We start from the raw sequence: 18,022 nt of genomic DNA on the forward strand, positions 1-18,022 counted from the left end.
CCGCGGACGTACTGCAGCTGCGGGTTCCTCGCGGCGAAGTCGGCGAAGCCCGCCTGGTCGGCCGAGAGTTCGGTCATGGGGTGCCCGGTGGCCAGGACGACCCGGTCGGCGTCGATCAGTTCACCGTCGGAGCAGCGCAACTGCCACAGGGCGCCGATGCGCCGCATCGCGGTGACGTGTCCGGTGTGCTGCCGGAGCGTCGCACGGGCCGGCAGGGAGTCCTGCACTGCCTGGAGGAAGAACCTCAGGTATGCGCCGTACAGGGCGCGGGGGGCGTACGCGTTGGGGCCCGGGTAGCAGGGGTCTTCGGCGGCGGCCCACCACTGGCCCAGCGAAGGGCCCGCTCCCGCCCGGGCGGGGCCGTCGTCGGCGGGCCCGGAGAACATGGTCACTTCGCCGCAGGCGGTGTTCATAAAGAAGACCGGGTTCTGGTCGGTGCGCCAGATGCGGCCGGCGCCGACCTCGTCCTTGTCGATCAGGACGATCTCCACGGCCCTGTCCGGTGCCTCGTCACGCAGGCGGGCCACAAGGCGTTCGACGACGGCGAGACCGCGCGGGCCCGAGCCGACGACCGCGATGCGGTGGGCCGCGGTGACCTGCGAGCGTGGACGGGGCAGGAGTGCCGCCGACCGGTCGTGTGCGTCCGCGGTGTAGCGCAGCATGCTCAGGAGCCGACTCGAGGTGACGGCGTGGTGGCCGGCGCCGCCAGGGGCGGGCAGGGGCATGGCGCCCGTGCTGGCCCAGACGAGCCGGCCGTCGTCACCGATCGCCCCTCGTGCCGCGCCCGCGTTGTCGCGGTGCAGGCAGAACGGCACGTCGAGCACACCGGACGCGAAGGCGGCGCGCAGGCCGGAGCCGATGTCGGAGCCGTGTTCGAGGACGGCGGTGATGAGCCGCAGCGCCTCGCTGTAGATCGTTTCGTAGTCGACCTGGCGGGCCCACGGCAGCGGGCAGTCGTCGCGCAGCGCCTGCCGGGACACACGTGCCGCCCGCTCCAGGGCCGCGATGTTCTCGGCGACGGTGGGAATGCGGTGCGCTTCGGCGACCGTCTTGACGATCAGCCGCTGTGCGCCGCCGCGTACGGCGAGCTGTGCCGAGGAGTCCAGGAGCAGTTCCGCCCCGGCCTCGGTGGAGGGGTAGACGCCCATGTAGGTGTAGAGCACCACGTGCCGCGCGACATCGGTCGGCAGGAAGAGCTCCGCGAGGTGGTGCATGGCCGCCAGCGCCTCGATGTCCTGCACGGCGTTGGTCTGCTGGGCGTACGACAGCGAGACGGAGGTCACCCCGTTGCGGGCGAAGAACATCGCCTCCAGGACGCTGATCGCCACGAGAAGCGACGGCGGGCACATCTGGCCGAGCATGCAGCCGCCGAAGGTCTCCAGGTGGGCCCGCATGCCGTGGTCGGCGGCCTGCTCGGCTAACTGCTGGGTCGCGTCGGTCCACGCGGGCACGGCCTCGGCCAGCGGGAGGCGGGAGTAGGGCAGGCAGTAGGAGACCGGACCGCCTTCGGAGGCGGACAGTCCCGCCGCGACCATCGCCTCGAAGATGTGGGCGGGCCGTGCCGAGCCGTGCCGGACCTGGACGGGGATGCCGTCGGCGGCCCGGGCGACCTCTGCGGTGATGTGCGGCCCGTGATTGACGAGCGGGAAGCCGTTCAGCGCCCGGCCGGCCGCGAGGGCCGCCTGTGCGCCGGCGATGTCCTCCACCCGGGTGTAGGAGTCGATGGTGAGCGTGGCGAGCGTCCTGGCGCGTGCTGCCGCGACCGCCGCCAGGCCGTCGGCCATGCTCTGCGGGTCCGACATGCCCATCCGGGGCTGTACGACCAACTGCCCTGCCCGCGCGGCCTGTTCCACGTAGGCCTGCATGTCCGGGTTGCCCTGGAGGCGTATCCCGCTCATGCGGCGACTCCGGCGACGCCGGGGCGGTGCGCCGTCAGCCGCTGCAGCGTGGTGCCGAACTCGACCGGGTCCGCCCCGTCCGTGAAGACCGCGTCGAAGCCCTCGGCGACCAGTTCGTCGGCCAGGTGGGGCTGGGCGGCTCCCTGGATGCCCAGCTTGCCGCCGATCATGACGGGGACCGCGGCCAGGGCCGGGTCACTGTCCGCACGCAGTTTCCTGATGAGCCGGCGGCCGTCGATGTGACCGTGTCCGTTCACCGAGGAGATGACCACGGCGTCGGGCCGCTGAACGCGTACCTGCTCGATGAGTTCGGCGTCGGGCACGCACGATCCGAGGTTGATCACCTGGTAACCGCGCTCCTCGAGCAGCAGCTGGAGGAAGACGAGGTTCCAGGTGTGGGAGTCGGACGAGACCGTCGAGAGCAGTATGCGTTTGGCTCTGGACTGGATGGGGCGCACGGGGTAGACCTCCTGTCGATGTGCCGCGGTCTGCCGCGGCACATCGAAGATCCCTGTCTCCAGGTGCCGGGCCCAGACCGATTCGGTACTCATGAACCGCCGTTCACGGATGCTGCATCGGCTCGACGTGCCGCCCCGGCGAGGAGGCAGCCTTGGGGGGGCGTCCCGCCGGGGGTCAGGTCGAGTCACCGGTCGGTGTCCCCGTCCGGGGAGCGGCGCCCGCAGACAGCGACACCGGTGATCACCAGAAGTCCGCCGAAGCACTGCAGGAACGTCAGCGCCTGTCCGAGCCACACATAGGCGATGACACTGGTGGCGACGATCTCGAAGGTGCCCAGCATGCTCACGCGCGTCGGGCCGAGGGCGCGTACGGCAGTGAGCACGAGAGCGAAGGGAGCGGCCATGCCGAGGACTCCGATCAGCGCGAGCGGCACGAGCATGCGCGGCTCCCACGCACTTGTCTCGATGCGCCAGGGCGGCTGGACACAGAACCACGCGACGGCGGCGACGAGCGCCCCGTACAACGTGGAGGTGCCGGCCGGTACGGCACTGCCGATGCCGCGCCCGCACACGAGGTACAGGATGTAGGCGGCGGCGGTGGCCAGTCCGAAGACGAGGCCGATGGGGTCGAGGTGGCTCAGCTGCGCGCCGCCGATGCCGACCATCAGGAGGACACCGCCGAGTGTGAGGGGCAGCGCCACGAGGATGCTCGCGGGCGGGCGCCTGCGCTGTCGTACGGCATCGGCGGCGGTCAGCCAGGCGGCGGCGCTGTACTGCAGCACCAGCGCGACGGCCAGAGGCAGCCGGGCTATCGCCATCGAGTAGCAGTAGATGACCGCGGCCAGGGCCAGACCGAAGGCGGTGACCCGCGGCAGGCGAGGCCACGGCAGGCGCAGCAGGTCGCGGCGGGCGACACACAGGCCGGCGAACAGGCTCGCAAAGCCGAAGAGCATGCGGAACTCGGTGACGGTCAGCGCGCTGATCCCCTGGTCGATGAGTTCGCGCGAGGCGGTGCCGCTCAACCCGAACAGCACACAGGCGGTGACGACCATGAGGCAGCCCGACGTCCCGGTCCGGCGGGGCCCACGGCGTCCCTCGGGGATCGGCTTCGGGGGTCCGGGGCGCACAGGGCGACGGCCCGTGGTTCCCCCACCGTCGTGCCGGTCCGGCCGCAGGCTCAACTCGCGTGACCGCTCGTGACACGCGTGACACGCGAGGCACGCGGCCGGGTGGACGGCAGGGGCTGGGGCGGGCGAAGCCGTTGCAGGTGCGGGATCACGTGCGCGGGAGTGACCTCGGCGTTCCAGATGAGCTCGGTCATCACCGGGGACAGCTGCGACAGCGGCATCTCCACCAACTGCCCTGACTCCAGCTGCGGTCCGACGGCGATGGCCGGCATCACTCCCACGCCCATGCCGCCCAGCACGGAGGACTTGACTCCGTCCACGCTGCCCACCTGCTGGACCTGGACGCGCCCCAGGCGGGGCAGTGCCTCCTTCTCGGCGATGTCCCGGTAGACGCAGCCCGGCGCGGTGACCAGGAGCCGCTGCGGGCGCGCCACCAGCTCGGGCGCGCCGACCAGTACGACCCGGTCGGTCCACAGGTGCCGGCGGTCGCCCTCCCCGGCGGGCCGGTTCGCTGCCGCGGGTACGGTCGCCGAGTTGACCAGTGCGGCGGACAGTTCCCCCCGGCCGACCTGGTCCCGCAGCTCGGCGACCGAGCCGACGAAGACCTGGGTCTCGAGGTTCGGCATGAGCCGGCGCAGCGTCCGCAGGAAGCTCGGCAGGCGGTAGGTGCACAACGACGCCGTCGCGCCGATGCTCAGGCTGCTCGGGCGGTCCTCCGCGGCAGCCGTCACCGCCGCCTGCGCCTGGGCCACTTTGTCCAGGATGTCCGTAGCGTATTCCAGTAGTCGAGCCCCCGCCTTCGTGAGGCGGTTCACCGACGCCCCACGCTCCAACAGCGAGGCACCCAGGGCGCGTTCGAGCCCCTGTAAGTGGCTGGTGACCGTCGAACGCGCATAGCCGAGCCGGTCCGCGGCCTCGGCGAGAGTGCTGCTCTGAGCCACAGCCACGAACGTCTCCAGCCTCTGGACTTCCACTCTGCAGTCTCCTTCCGGCCGGCTCTCACGAGGCGTTCGGCCGACCGTCCACCTCGACACTAGGGCTTTGAGCCAACATTAGATCAGAACCTATAGATGTACTCAAGTACACGAATGCCTTAGGCGACGAGACCGGGCAAAGATTTCTTTAATCCGGAGGGCAAGATTGACCTCGAGTGTATGTTTGGATCGGACTGCAGGGTGCGGCCCCGGGCCACCCCTGCTCATAAACGGGGGAGGGTGGTCTCCTCCACGGGCAACAGAAGAGGGACAGCCATGCACGATTCACGTGCGGCCGAACGCACGGCTGTGGCGGTTGTGGGTATCGGATGCAAATTCCCGGGAGCGAACAACCCTCAGGAGTTCTGGGAGCGTCTCCTGTCCCGGACCGATTCCGTTTCCGTCGTGCCGGAAGACCGATTCGACATCGCCAGGTATCACTCCTCCGACCGGCAGGAGCCGGGGAAGACCGTCTCCGGGCACGGCGGGTTCATCGACGACGCCTATGCGTTCGACGCCGGCTTCTTCGGCATCTCACCCGCGGAGGCGGCGGACATGGACCCCCAGCAACGCGTCCTGTTGCACGTCGCCTGGGAGTCGCTCGAGGACGCGGGCCTGAGACCGTCCGCGCTCGCCGGCTCGCGCACCGGCGTCTTCGTGGGGCAGGCCACGGCCGAGTACGACGAGGTCCATCGGCCGCTCGGCGGACAGACCACCGTACGGGGAGCGGCAGGCAGGAGATTACGGGCGGTCACCGCAGGCCGCATTTCCTACGCCATGGATTTCCGCGGCCCCAGCATCGTCCTGGACACCGCCTGTTCGTCGTCCCTCGTCGCCGTCCATGCCGCACGGCAGAGCCTGCTCACCGGCGAGTGCGACCTGGCTCTCGCGGGCGGAGTCAACCTCGTCCTGTCGCCGCAGGACGCCATCGTGTACTCGCAGAGCGGCATGCTCTCGGCGGATGGACGATGCAAGTTCGGCGACGCCTCAGGAGATGGCTTCGTCCGCAGTGAAGGCGTCGCCCTGGTGGTGCTCAAGCGGCTCCAGGACGCCCTGCGCGACGGCGATCCGGTGCGCGCACTCCTCCTGGGCACGGCGGTCTCGAACGACGGCAAAGGCAGCGGGCTGCTGTTGAAACCTGCCGAATCCGGGCAGGTCGCGACGATCGAGGAGGCCTGCAGAGCGGCGGGCATCTCGCCGGAGGACATCGCCTACGTAGAGGCTCACGGCACGGGTACGCCGGTCGGTGACGGTGTCGAGCTGGCCGCGCTGGCCGCGGTCAGTCGCGAAGTCCGGGACGCCGATCGCCCGTTGCCGGTCGGGTCGGTGAAGACGAACATCGGCCACCCGGAAGCCGCGGCCGGGATCGCCGGCCTGATCAAGGCGGTACTGATCGCCGAGCACAGCGTCATACCCGCGTCCCTGCACTGCGCCGAACCCCACCCGCTGCTCGCTGCGGGAACACTTCCGGTCCGGCTTGTCACCGAGAACGAGCCGCTGGTCAGGAACGGCGACCGTGCCTACATCGGCATCAGTTCCTTCGGCCTGTCCGGCACCAACGCCCATGCGATCGTCGGCGAGTTCACCGGACGGCCCGGTACGGAGCACGCCGACACAGACACCGCAGAGCTCACCGAGCCGGTGCGCCGCAAGGAGCGGCGGCCGCTGCTGGTCCTGTCCGCCCGCTCTCCCGTGTCCCTGCACGGCATGGCCCGCGCCTACGCCTCCCACCTGCGCGGCGCAGGGCGGAGCACTCCTCTCGCCGACCTGTGTGCGGCTGCCGCCCTGCGCCGGGACCACCATCCTTTCCGCCTGTGGGTGACGGCCGCCACACATGAGGAGATGGCGGACAGCCTGCTTGCCCTGGCGCGCGGTGAGGAGATCCCCGGTGGCGGCACCGGGGAAGCGGGCTTCGGCGCAGACCGGCGCACCGCTCTGGTGTTTCCCGGGCAGGGTTCGCAATGGACGGGCATGGGGCGCGGACTCATGACCGCGTCACCCGCCTTCCGCACCACGCTCTCCCACTGCGCGGACGCCGTGCAGGCGGAGCTGGGCTGGTCTCCCCTGGAGTTGCTGAACAGCGACTGCGCCGAACTCCCCGAAGGCGTGCAGACGGTGCAGCCCCTGCTGTGGGCCGTGGAGGTAGCCCTCGCCGCCGCACTGGACGAGGCAGGACTGCGGCCCGACCTGTGCATCGGGCACAGCATGGGGGAAGCGGCAGCGGCCCATGTCAGCGGAGCACTCACCCTGCGCGACGCGGCAGCGGTGATCTGCCGCCGCAGCCGGCTGATGAGCCGGGCCGCAGGACGCGGGGGCATGCTGCTCGTCGGCCTGTCCGCGGAAGAGGCCCAGCAGATCACCAGGAAGGCGTACCCCGGCATCTGCGTGGCGGCGGAGAACGCGCCGCAAGCGACCGTGCTGGCCGGCCCCACGGACGAACTGGGCCGGCTGACCCGCGAACTGGAACGACAGGGCGTCGTCTGCCATCCGGTCCGGGTCGACGTGCCGTCCCACTCCCCCGTCATGGAGGAAATCCGCCAGGACCTGCTCGATTCCCTCTCCGGCCTCACTCCGGGACGGGCCGGGCTCACCATGATCTCCACCGTACGGGACCACGAACTGGTCGGTTCCGAACTCGACGCCGCGTACTGGGCGGAGAACCTGTGCGCTCCCGTGCGCTTCACGCGCGCCGTCAAGGCGGCGGCGAAGGCGGCCGACACCGTCTTCGTCGAAGTCAGCCCGCACCCGCTGCTGTCCGGCGGCATCATGCAGACGCTCACCGCGTACGGAGCGAGCGGCGCCGTCGTCGCGACCCTGCACCGCGGCCAGGACGAGCCGGACGCGCTGGCCCGGACGGTCGGGCAGGTCTACGCCGCGGGCGGAGCAGTGGACTGGACCCGCTGGTTCGACCGGGAGACGACCCCGGGCGTAAGGCTGCCGAACTACACATGGGACACCCGCGACTACCTGCCCGCCACGGGAACCGGTCAGCGCCACGCACCCGACGTCCGCACGCGGACGGTCCCCCTCGTCGACCGGAGTGCGGCCGGCAGCTGGCAGAACGCGCTGACCGTGCGGGGAAGCGCCCCGGTGCCGCCTGTGGTCCATCTGCTGGCCATGACCGATGCGTTACGGGACATCTCCGGGCACACGCCTCCGGTCCTGCGCGACGTCCGTCTGTCCCCGCACCTGCTGGACGCGCGAGATGCCGCCTCCACCACTCTCACGGTGGAGATCGGCGAGCCCGGCAGTGACGGAACCCGGCCCGTGTCCGTCACGTCCACCCACGCCGGACAGACGGTCACGCACGCCGAGGGCGAGGCGGGCGCGGCCGGCGACCTCGAGATCGCGGACGGGACAGCGGTGGACGCACTGCTGGATGCGGCGCTGTCCCGTTGCACGACTTATCTGCCCCGCCACCGCTTCGAGGCGTTGGCCCGCCGGCACGGCATCACGATCGGGCCGGCCCTGGCATCGGTGGAACAGCTGTGGTGCCGCGCGGGCGAGTTCGTGGCGCGTGTGCGACGCCCCTCGATACCTGGTCCGGTGTCCTGGGAAGCAGGGCTGCTGCCTCTGATCTCCGCATGGCCCGAGGTCTTCGACTCCGCGCTCGACTCCCCGCCCGCCCGCGGGAGCGTTCCGGGCCCGCCGGACACCCGGGGCGGCGGATGCACCTACGTGCCCGAGGAGTTCGGCGAGGTACTGGTGCTCGACGACCTGTCCGAGAGTTTCTGGAGTGTCGGCACCTTTGCACTGACCGGCTCGGATTCCGCCCTTGCCCATGTCCGGATGTACGCGCCGGACGGGCGCGTACTGGCCTCCTTCCGCGGCGTACGGCTGCGACGGCTCCCCGAAGACCCGGTCCCGGCGTCCGGCGTTCCCTCCGTCCGCGCAGTGGCGGGCCGGCTGACCGAACGGCTCCTGCCGCCCGTCCTCTCCGACGTTCTGCACGGGATCGGCTCCGCGCTCCTGGGCTCCGTGACGGCGAGTGGCGACGCCGCGACACCGCTGGGGGAAGGATTCCCCACGGCCGTTCCCCCCGTCGCCGAGCCCTCGCGGTCCAGGGACACGGAGCGGCCCCAGGACCACCCGTCGGTAAGTCCGCGGCAGGCACTGCTCGATCGTGCCGCCGACCTGCTCGGCCTGTCCCCGTCCCAGGTGGACGTTCGTCGCCCGCTGTGCGCGCTGGGGCTGGATTCCCTGATGGCCGCGCAACTGCGGCAGCGGCTTCTCGTGGAGCACGACATCGACATCTCCGTGAGGCGCCTGCTGACGCAGGTACCGGTCGAGGACATCCTGGCCGACATCGCCGCGGCGTAGATCCTTCGGCAGGACGGCCGACCAACCCCGTGCGGTTGGTTCGGCCGCCCTGCCTCCCCTACCCGCCTCAAAACCGCGACCGCGAACCATGCATGGACTATGGTATAAGAATGAGGAGGGCCGGGGCCCGAGTGGTCGGCAACCGGCGAGTGCGGAAACGCAGGAGAGTCCACCGACATGCCACTGCAGACGCAGACGCCCATCTGCTGCACTCAGCCGCGACGCAAGTCTCTGTCCTGTTACTGATGTTGCACGTGCAGGAGGAAGAGATGAACACGTCCCCACCCGACAGCAAGACCCAGCCCCTGGGGCGTCGCGAGCGGAACAAAATCAAGATAAAGGAGCGTCTGTACACGGCGGCACTGGAGCTCTTCGCCGAGCAGGGATACGAGCAGACGTCCGTCGACGAGATCGCCGAACGGGCCGACGTGGCACGCGGAACCTTCTTCAACCATTTCCAGCGCAAGGAAGACCTCATCAGCACCTGGGGCGAACGGCGCAGGGAACGGCTGGTCGCCATCATGACGGACGCCTTCCCCGACCAGGCAGGTGCCGTGGACAGCCTGCGCCGCTGCATGGCGATCCTGGGCCGTATCAACGAGGAAGAGCACGAGCGTGCCGCCGCGATGCTGATCGCCTGGGTGAAGGCCGGCCGGCCGCTCACGGAAGAGCCCTACGTCGCCGAATTGTTCGCAGAGATAATCGAGGAAGGCAGGAAAAACGGCGAACTTCGGAGCGACATCCTTCCGCAGCAGGTAGGAAATGTTCTTCGGGACATCTACCTGGGAACCCTGTACCGCTGGTTCCGGGAGGTGGAGGTCGAGCCCAACGGCAGGCTCGAGCAGGAGCTCCTGCAGGCGTTGGAGTTGCTCCTGAACGGTATTACCGCTCGGGCCTGACGAAACCCGCGGGCGCCGGGCGCAGCCGTGCCGGCACGTCCGCCCTCATGGCAGTCCGTCCCTCATGAACGCCATGGGGGCTGCGGCGTTCGGCCCTCACACCCGCACCGCACGAGCCAGCCGGTCCCCCGCCCGGGCCCGTGGCCCGTTGTCCGGCCCCCGGCGGCGCGGATGCACGGTGTTCGCGAGCAGCACCAGGAACGTGTCCGTCGCCGGGTCCAGCACCAGTGACGTGCCCGTGAAGCCGGTGTGGCCCGCCGCACCCCGGCCCGCCAGCTCCCCCATGAACCACGGCTGGTCCACCGCGAAACCCAGCCCCGGCGGGGTCAGCATCAGCTCGACGAAGTCGGGGCCCAGGATGCGCGCCGTCCCGTACGAGCCGCCGGCCAGCAGCGTGCGGCAGAAGACCGCCAGGTCCCGTCCCGTCGAGAAGAGGCCCGCGTGCCCGGCCACCCCGCCGAGCGCCCACGCGTTCTCGTCGTGGACGCGGCCCCGCACCATCCCCCGGTCCGCCTTGGCCCACGGCCGCCGCTGGTCCTCCGTCGCCGCCGCGCCGGGGCACGGGCCGAAGCCCGTCGCGGTCATCCCCAGCGGCCGGGTGATCCCGTCGCGGACGAGCACGTCGAGCGTGCGGCCGGTGATGCGTTCCAGGACGTACTGCAGAAGCAGCGCATTCAGGTCCGAGTAGCAGTACGACGTGCCGGGTGCGCCCACCGGCGCCTCCGCCCGCAGCAGCGCGAGCCGCTCCTCGTGCGACGCGCAGTCGTACAGCGGGAGTTCGGGCCGCAGCCCGGAGGTGTGGGTGAGCAGCTGCCGTACGGTGATCCCCGCGTGCGCCACCGCCCGGAAGTCCGGCAGATACGCCCCCACGCGCGCGTCGATGCCGAGCGTGCCCCGCTCCAGCTGCTGCACCGCGGCGACCGCCGTGAACAGCTTGGTCAGCGAGGCCAGGTCGAAGGGGGTGTCCACGGTCATCGGCACCCGGTCCCGCGGCGGCAGTTCCACACCCCGGTCGGCCTGCTCGTCGTAGGCGGCGTAGCGGACCGCCCAGCCCACCGCCTCCTCCACGGCGATCACCGGTCCGCGCCCGGCGACCACCACGGCGCCGGCCGCCCAGGGGCGCTCCCCCTCGACGGCGGCGTGGATCTCGCGTACGAGAAGACGCAGTTGCTCCGCGTCGAGCCCGGCTCTCTCCGGGGTGTCGACGCGCAGTCTCGGTGCGCTCAGTTCCCCTCCCCCAAGCTCTCGGCCGTGCTGGAGCCGGGGGAACCCCCGCCCTCCGCGCCCGCGCGTGCGGTCCAGGGACGGCACAGTGCCACGAAGCAGGCGACCGCCACCAGCGCGGCCGCCAGTTGGACGACGGCCATCGGGACGGCGGTGTCCTCGCCGGCGACCCCGACCAGAGGCGAGGCGACCGCGCCGATGAAAAACGAGGTGGTGCCGAGGAGCGCGGACGCGGAACCGGCGTGGTGGCGGGTGCGCATCAGCGCCAGCGCCTGCGTGTTGGGCAGGGTGATGCCCATCGCGGACATCAGCACGAACAGGGCGGCGGCGACCGGTGCGAGGCCCACCTCGCCGAGGGCGCCCGTCGTCATCAGCAGCAGCGCGGTCGCGGCGAGGGTGACGACCGTGAGGCCGACCGCCAGGACCCTGTCGAGGCTGACCCGGCCGACCAGGATCTTGCCGTTGACCTGCCCGGCGAGGACCAGGCCGACCGAGTTGAGGCCGAACAGCAGACTGAAGGTCTGTGGGGAGGCGCCGTAGATCTCCTGGATCACGAACGGGGACGCGGAGACGTACGCGAACAGCGCCGCGAAGGCGAAACCGCCCGCGAGGGTGTAGCCGGTGAAGACGCGGTCGGCGAGCAGGCTTCGCATGGAGCGCAGGGCCGCGCCCACTCCCCCGTCGTCCCTCCCCCGAACTCTCGGCTCCGCTCGAGCAGGGGGGACCCTCATGGCCGGCTTGAGCGTCTCCGGCAGCCGGGCCCACACGAGCGCGGTGAGCGCGATCCCGACGAGCGTGAGGACCACGAACACGCCCCGCCAGTCCGTGACGCGCAGGATCTGGCCGCCGATCAGCGGCGCGACGATCGGAGCCACCCCGGAGATCAGCATGAGCGTGGAGAAGAACCGGGCCATGGCGACGCCGTCGTACAGGTCGCGGACGACGGCCCGGGCGATCACGATCCCGGCCGCGCCCGCGAGCCCCTGCACCAGCCGGAAGGCGACCAGGGCCTCCACCGAGGGGGCGAGGGCGCACAGGGCGGTGGCGAGGACGTAGACGACGAGACCCGTGAGCAGCGGGCGGCGGCGCCCCCACTTGTCGCTCATCGGGCCGACCAGCAGCTGGCCGAGCGCCATGCCGGCGAGGCAGCCGGTGAGGGTGAGCTGCACCGTCGCGGCGGGCGCGTGCAGGGACCTGGTGACCTCCGGCAGGGAGGGGAGGTACATGTCGATGGCGAGCGGGGGCGTGGCGGTGAGGGCGCCGAGGAGGAAGGTGACCAGCAGACCGGTACGGCGCCGGACGGCGCCCCGGATGTGCGGCGGGGCGTCGGACGGTGCCGTCTCCGGCTCGGTCATGAGGCTTTCCGGCCGCTTCCTGTCGCGCGTGGTACGGCCACGCTCGAGCATGTGCTCCTCCTCGTCATACGGTCCGCCCGTATGTTCTCAGCTCCCCCGGTCGGACGGGATGGTGTACCGAGGGGCGGACACGCCTACGCTGCGGGCCCATGACCAACAGGGAGACGAGGATCGCCGTGGTGACCGGCGCCGGTTCGGGGATCGGGCGCGCGGTCGCCGTGGAGTTGCTGGGCGCGGGCTGGTCGGTGGCGCTCGCGGGGCGGCGCGTGGAGACGCTCGGGGAGACGGCCGCGCTCGTACCCGGGGGCGACACCCTCGCCGTACGGACCGACGTGTCGCAGCCGGAGGAGGTCGAGGCCCTGTTCGCCGCCGTGCGTGACCGGTTCGGGCGGCTGGACCTGCTGTTCAACAACGCGGGCACGTTCGGCCCCGGTGGCGTCCCGGTCGAGGAGCTCTCGTACGACGCCTGGCGGCATGTGGTGGACACCAACCTCAACGGAGCGTTCCTGTGCGCGCAGGCGGCGTACCGGCAGATGAAGGAGCAGGACCCCCAGGGCGGCCGGATCATCAACAACGGCTCCGTCTCCGCGCACACGCCCCGCCCGCACTCGGTGGCCTACACGGCGACCAAGCACGCCCTGACCGGGCTGACCAAGTCGCTGTCCCTGGACGGGCGTCCGTACCGGATCGCGGTGGGCCAGATCGACGTCGGCAACGCGGCGACCGACATGACCGCGCGCATGCGGCGCGGAGTCCTCCAGGCGAACGGGGAGGTGGCGGTCGAGCCCGTGATGGACGTGGCCGACGTGGCGCGCACCGTGCGGCACATGGCGGAGCTGCCGTTGGAGGCGAACGTGCAGTTCGCGACGGTGTTGGCCACGACGATGCCGTACGTGGGCCGCGGCTGACGGGTCCGGCACCCGGGACAGCGCTTTGTCGACAACTCAACTTCCACAAACGGAATAGAAGACTCCGCACCATCCGGGCCCGTGACGGGCTTACGCTGAGCACATCTACACCAGAGCTTCACACTTGGAGCACTGGGATTCCGTAGGCCACACCAAGGGGGGTGGCAGCCGTTCCATGGTCCGGCAGGGGGTGGACCTCGCGTGGGATCGCGGGGTACGCGCCGGACCGTGGAACGGCTGCCCATGCTTCACCCGGCTCAACGCCGGTGGCGGCCGTCCTCCACGGCTCTGCGCCGTCCGCGCCCACGCAGCGCGTAGACGCCGCCGGCCAGCAGCGCCGCCGCTCCCCCGGCCCCGCCGATCAACCCCCACGACGAGCCACCGTGCCCCGCGGCGGCCGCCCCGTGAGCCGACGCACGCTGCCCCGGCGCGGGCGTTCCCCTCGCCCCGCCCTCGCTGAGCGGCTCCGCCAGGGTGCCCACGGGCTGGACCTTCCCGGCGTGCGCGAAGCCCCAGTCGAGCAGGGAGGCGGTCTCCTGGTAGACGCCGTTGCCGCCGGGCTCGGGGTGCATGACGGTCACGATGAGCGTGCGCCCGCCGCGCGTGGCGGCACCGGTGAAGGTGTTGCCCGCGTTGCTGGTGTAACCGTTCTTGACGCCGATGAGGCCCTTGTAGGTGCCAAGACCCCAGGCACCGGTCAGCAGCCGGTCGGTGTTCTGGATCTGGAAGGTCCTCTTCCCGCCTGCCGGGAAGTTCGCGACACGGGTCGAGCAGTAGCCGCGGAAGTCGCCGTTCCTGAGGCCGTGGCGGGCGAAGAGCGTCAGGTCGTACGCGGAGGAGAGCTGCCCGGGGTGGTCGAAGCCGTCCGGGCTCACCACATGGGTGTCGAGGGCCTGCATGTCCTCGGCCTGGGCCTGCATCTGGGCGACGGTCCTCGCGATCCCGCCGTTCATACGGCTGAGGACGTGGACCGCGTCGTTGCCGGAGCGCAGGAAGACACCGAGCCACAACTGCTCGACCGTGTAAGTGATGCCGGGCTTGATGCCGACCAGGCTGGACCCGGCGGGGATGTCCGCGAGGTCGGCGTCGGTCACCGTGTGCGTCTGGTTCCGGTCGAACTCGCTCAGCACGGTGTCCGCGAACAGCATCTTCAGCGTGGAGGCCGGGGCGAGCCGCCGGTGCGCCTCGCACGCGGCCAGCACCTCACCGCTGTCGTGGTCGGCGACGAGCCAGGCGCGGGCGGTGAGCTTCTTCGGCAACGGCATGCCTCCCTGCACCTGGACGCCGGCCAGGCCCAGCCGTTCGCCACCGATGACCGGGACCCCGGACGCGGACGCGGGCGCGGCAAGGGCCAGCGGCGCGGCGGCGGCGAGCCCGAGCACGGCGCGCCGGGACAGCCGCCCGTCACGCGGGGGAAGCGAAGAGGAAAAAGGCACCCCGGGACCGTACAAAGCGAATCCCCGGCGACACGCACCGGGGTGTTAAAGGCACGGCAAAGTCCGCGTCATGTCCCGGAAACACCCGTGGCGCAGAACACACCACTCACCAGGAGTTTCCCGGCAGCACACCGTCAACGGCCGAAGAATGCGCTGTCTTGCGAAAAACTGGTCCCGGGCTTCTTTCTCGGCCCTCACGCATTTCTTACTCGGTGCCGCTCCACGGCATCTCCCCGGCCCGTGCCGGCCCACGACGGGCGACCGTCAGGGTGCGCTCACCGGCCCAGGATCCGGTCCACCTCGGCCAGTTGCCCCGCGGTGAGCGGCCCCTTCGCGAGCGCGCCGGCGTTCTCCTCGGCCTGGGCGACCGAGCGGAAGCCCGGGATGGGGACGGTGAGCGGGCTGCGGGCCCAGATCCAGGCGAGGGCGCCCTGGGCGAGCGTACGGCCGCCGCTGGTGAGGACGTCCCGGAGCGCTTCGACGCGTCGCAGCCACTCGGCGTCCGCGCCGCCCCCCTCGGTGAAGCCCGACAGCCACGCGGGCGGCGCGTTGCGGATGTCGCCGGCCTCCAGGGCGCGCCCGGGGGTGTGCTTGCCGGTCAGCAGTCCCATGGCGAGGGGGCTGCGGTTGATGCTCGCGAGGTTCGACCCCTCGCACAGGGCGAGGAGTTCGGGCGCGTCCTGGAGGATGTTCAGGCGGTGCTGGACGGCCGTGCAGTGCTCCCCCTCGGCGAACACGGCGGCGCGGGCCGGGTCGTCGGTGCTCCACGCGTACGCGCGGATGAGCCCTTCCCGTACGAACTCCTCGCAAGCCTCGCGCAGTTCGGCCGCGCGCTCCGGGTCCGCGTCGGACAGGTGCAACTGGTAGAGGTCGATGTAATCGGTGTCGAGGCGCCGCAGGGATGCGGTCAGCGCGCGGCGGGCGTACGCCGGTGAGTCGTCGCTGCCGGTGAGCAGCCGGCGTTCCTCGTCGATGAGGTTGCCCCACTTGGTGGCGACGACCACGTCGGCGCGCCGTTTGCCGAGGGCGCGCGCGAGGACGCGCTCGCTGTGGCCGGTGCCGTAGGCGTCGGCCGTGTCGAAGAAGGTGACACCGAGGTCGAGGGCGCGCCGTACGGCCCGTACGGACTCCTCGTCGTCGACCTTCCCCCAGCCCAGGGGCTGTCCGTCGAGGGACGCCCACTCGCCCCCGATGGCCCAGCAGCCGAAGCCGAGGGCGCTGACCCGGATACCGCTTCTTCCCAGTGTCCTGACGTGCTCGATGCTCTCCATGCCGCTGACCGTAGGGGTTGGAGTGCACGCTAGGGCAAGCCCTTTCTCGGATGCGTCGCGGCTGTCGCGGATGCCGTCGCGGCTCGCGCGGGCACTGCCGGGGCTCGCGGACGCTGCCGGGGCTCGCGCGGGACTGCCCCGCGCGCGTGGAGACTGCCGCGGCTCGCGCCGGGACGGCGCCGCTGCGCCACTCGAACGGCGTCGTGAACAGGTCGGCCGGTGTGACGGGTGGGACGGTGGGAACGCGGAGGGGACTGTTCCTGTTGCCTGCCCGGGGAGTGACCGTGACCTGTTTCGACCGACGCGACGTGGGACTGCTGCTGCTCAGGCTGGGTACTGGCGCGGTGCTGGCGGCGCACGGCGCGCAGAAGCTGTTCGGCTGGTTCGGCGGGGGCGGCCTCGAGGGCACCGGGCAGTGGATGGAGTCCGTGGGTTATCGGCCCGGAAAGCAGAACGCGCTGGTCTCCGGCCTGGTGGAGGCGGGCGGCGGCACTCTGCTGGCGCTGGGCCTCGCCACACCGGCGGCGGGCGCCGCAGTGGCCGGCGGGATGGCGGGGGCCGCTGCCGTGCACGCCCCGCAGGGTTTCTTCGCCCAGAGCGGCGGCCTCGAGTACCCGGTGTCCCTCGGTCTGACCGCGGCGAGCCTGGCGGTCACGGGACCGGGTCGGCTCTCCCTGGACGCGCTGTCCGGTCACGCCTTCAACCGCGACTGGATGGTCCCGGCGGCGTTCGCGGCGACGGCGGCGGGGACGGCACTGGTGGTCGGGGCACGGGCCAAGCGGCTGCGGCAGAAGTCGGAGGGCGAGCAGGAGGCCCTGTTCGAGGAGTGACCGTTTCCATGGCAGTCTGCGGGGATGACCGAACAGGTGACGTCCGCAGACCTTTGGGAGTCGATCGACCGGCTGCACGCATGGCTGGACGCGAACCGTGCGCACGAGGGCGCCGACGAGCTGCTGCTACGCGTCCTGAAGCTGTCGGAGGAGGTAGGCGAGGTCGCGCAGGCGGTGATCGGTGCGACAGGCCAGAACCCGCGCAAGGGCACGTCGCACAGCTGGGAGGACGTGCGGGCGGAGCTGTGCGACGTGGTGATCACCGCGCTGGTGGCGCTGCGCGCCCTGACGCCTGAGGCGCGCGAGGTGTTCACCGCGCATCTGGAGGGGGTCAGGGCACGCTCGCTGGGCTCCTCGACCTGAGTCGCTCCACGAACACCCCAAGGACTGAAGGTGTGTCAGGGATGACACGGCCTCGTACTGTATCCGCGTGACCACCCCGGCCCTGCGCCCCCAGTCCCTCCTGCTCAGCTTTCTCGGTGACGAGGTGCTGGGCCGAGGGGTGTGCGTGTACACGGGGAGCGTCATCGAGGTGTTCCGGCGCGCCGGGGTCGGCGAGCAGGCCACCCGGTCCACCCTCACCCGCATGGTCGCCCGCGGCCTGCTGTCCCGCCGCCGCGAGGGCCGCCGCACGTACGTGGGCCTCACCGACCGCTCGGAGGCCATCCTGCGCGACGGGGAGCGGCGCATCTGGAAGACGGGCGCGGTCAACCGGGACTGGGACGGCACCTGGACCCTCCTCGGCTTCTCGCTCCCTGAGTCCTGGCAGCGCCAGCGGCACGATCTGCGGTCGCAGCTGACCTGGGCGGGGTTCGGGGCGCTGTTCAGCGGGCTGTGGATCGCGCCGGGCGAGGTCGACGTCTCCGGGATCGTGGCCGAGCTGGGACTCGCCGCGCATGTGAAGGTCTTCCGGGCCCGGGCGGACACCGGCACCGACATCGCCGGAATGATCGACGAGACCTGGGACCTGGAGGAACTCGCCGCCCGCTACCGGGAGTTCGAGGCGGGCTGGCGGCCCTTCGCGACGGGCGACGCGGACATCACCGCCGAGGACGCCCTCGCGCTGCGGCTGCGGCTGACCTCCGAGTGGCTGCAGGTGATCCGCAGCGACCCCCGGCTGCCCGTACGGCACCTGCCGGCCGACTGGCCCGCGGTCGGCGCGGAGCAGGCGTTCCGGGCGGTCCACGGCCTGCTGGACGCTCCCGCCAGGGACGCGGCGCGGCGGCTGATCGAGACGGTTCCGGCGGAGTAGCGGACCTTCGGGTTCCTGACCCCGGCCGCCGCAGCGCGAAGTGATGTTGTGCACTCCATTGACGCCCGCA

At 71.3% G+C, this 18,022-nt stretch carries 14 protein-coding genes; 6 read left to right on the plus strand and 8 right to left on the minus strand.

Features of this window, described 5'->3' with window-relative positions; translation table 11 throughout:
* The 4 genes from C3488_RS15410 to C3488_RS15425 all read right to left on the minus strand — a co-directional run.
* On the minus strand, positions 1 to 1,898 hold a 1,898-nt coding region (locus C3488_RS15410), incomplete at its 3' end, for an FAD/NAD(P)-binding protein (protein WP_181139027.1).
* Positions 1,895 to 2,449, minus strand: a complete 555-nt coding sequence (locus C3488_RS15415; protein ID WP_181139028.1) for a cobalamin B12-binding domain-containing protein — start codon at positions 2,447 to 2,449, stop codon at positions 1,895 to 1,897. The genes C3488_RS15415 and C3488_RS15410, both read right to left, overlap by 4 nt.
* Positions 2,450 to 2,541: 92 nt before the next feature.
* Positions 2,542 to 3,408 carry a DMT family transporter gene (locus C3488_RS15420; RefSeq protein WP_103839984.1) on the minus strand — a complete coding sequence of 289 codons (867 nt, stop codon included), beginning with the start codon at positions 3,406 to 3,408 and terminating at the stop codon, positions 2,542 to 2,544.
* A 125-nt stretch (positions 3,409 to 3,533) separates the two neighbouring features.
* Positions 3,534 to 4,457 carry a LysR family transcriptional regulator gene (locus C3488_RS15425; RefSeq protein WP_181139029.1) on the minus strand — a complete coding sequence of 308 codons (924 nt, stop codon included), beginning with the start codon at positions 4,455 to 4,457 and terminating at the stop codon, positions 3,534 to 3,536.
* A 276-nt stretch (positions 4,458 to 4,733) separates the two neighbouring features.
* On the opposite strand from C3488_RS15425, the gene C3488_RS15430 reads away from it, so the two are divergent.
* Together C3488_RS15430 and C3488_RS15435 are read left to right on the plus strand one after the other, a co-directional pair.
* Positions 4,734 to 8,777, plus strand: a complete 4,044-nt coding sequence (locus C3488_RS15430) for a type I polyketide synthase (protein ID WP_181139030.1) — start codon at positions 4,734 to 4,736, stop codon at positions 8,775 to 8,777.
* A gap of 245 nt (positions 8,778 to 9,022) precedes the next feature.
* The gene (locus tag C3488_RS15435) at positions 9,023 to 9,676 is read left to right on the plus strand and encodes a TetR/AcrR family transcriptional regulator (RefSeq protein WP_258053431.1); all 654 of its coding nucleotides are present in this window, start codon (positions 9,023 to 9,025) and stop codon (positions 9,674 to 9,676) included.
* A 96-nt stretch (positions 9,677 to 9,772) separates the two neighbouring features.
* Here C3488_RS15435 and C3488_RS15440 read toward each other — a convergent pair whose 3' ends face one another.
* Positions 9,773 to 10,888, minus strand: a complete 1,116-nt coding sequence (locus C3488_RS15440; RefSeq protein ID WP_258053437.1) for a serine hydrolase — start codon at positions 10,886 to 10,888, stop codon at positions 9,773 to 9,775.
* 11 nt (positions 10,889 to 10,899) lie between these two features.
* Positions 10,900 to 12,255, minus strand: a complete 1,356-nt coding sequence (locus tag C3488_RS15445; protein ID WP_258053438.1) for a multidrug effflux MFS transporter — start codon at positions 12,253 to 12,255, stop codon at positions 10,900 to 10,902.
* A 149-nt stretch (positions 12,256 to 12,404) separates the two neighbouring features.
* Here C3488_RS15445 and C3488_RS15450 point away from each other — a divergent pair, with 149 nt between their 5' ends.
* Positions 12,405 to 13,163, plus strand: a complete 759-nt coding sequence (locus C3488_RS15450) for an SDR family oxidoreductase (protein ID WP_103839989.1) — start codon at positions 12,405 to 12,407, stop codon at positions 13,161 to 13,163.
* A 257-nt stretch (positions 13,164 to 13,420) separates the two neighbouring features.
* On the opposite strand, the gene C3488_RS15455 is transcribed toward C3488_RS15450, so the two are convergent.
* A complete protein-coding gene (locus C3488_RS15455; protein WP_258053432.1) occupies positions 13,421 to 14,599 on the minus strand; it encodes a D-alanyl-D-alanine carboxypeptidase family protein in 1,179 nt (392 codons plus the stop codon).
* A 275-nt stretch (positions 14,600 to 14,874) separates the two neighbouring features.
* Entirely contained in the window at positions 14,875 to 15,870 is a 996-nt protein-coding gene (locus tag C3488_RS15460; protein ID WP_103839991.1) for an aldo/keto reductase, read from the minus strand.
* 284 nt (positions 15,871 to 16,154) lie between these two features.
* Between C3488_RS15460 and C3488_RS15465 the strand changes: the two genes are divergently transcribed.
* From C3488_RS15465 to C3488_RS15475, 3 genes are all read left to right on the plus strand, one after another.
* Positions 16,155 to 16,700 carry a DoxX family protein gene (locus tag C3488_RS15465; RefSeq protein ID WP_103840047.1) on the plus strand — a complete coding sequence of 182 codons (546 nt, stop codon included), beginning with the start codon at positions 16,155 to 16,157 and terminating at the stop codon, positions 16,698 to 16,700.
* A 24-nt stretch (positions 16,701 to 16,724) separates the two neighbouring features.
* Positions 16,725 to 17,063 (plus strand): MazG-like family protein, encoded by a 339-nt coding sequence (locus C3488_RS15470; RefSeq protein WP_103839992.1) that lies wholly within the window; start codon positions 16,725 to 16,727, stop codon positions 17,061 to 17,063.
* A 61-nt stretch (positions 17,064 to 17,124) separates the two neighbouring features.
* Positions 17,125 to 17,952 carry a PaaX family transcriptional regulator C-terminal domain-containing protein gene (locus C3488_RS15475; RefSeq protein ID WP_103839993.1) on the plus strand — a complete coding sequence of 276 codons (828 nt, stop codon included), beginning with the start codon at positions 17,125 to 17,127 and terminating at the stop codon, positions 17,950 to 17,952.
* Positions 17,953 to 18,022: the final 70 nt, after the last annotated feature.

The sequence above is a fragment of the Streptomyces sp. Ru72 genome (assembly GCF_002920635.1).
Lineage (GTDB): Bacteria > Actinomycetota > Actinomycetes > Streptomycetales > Streptomycetaceae > Streptomyces.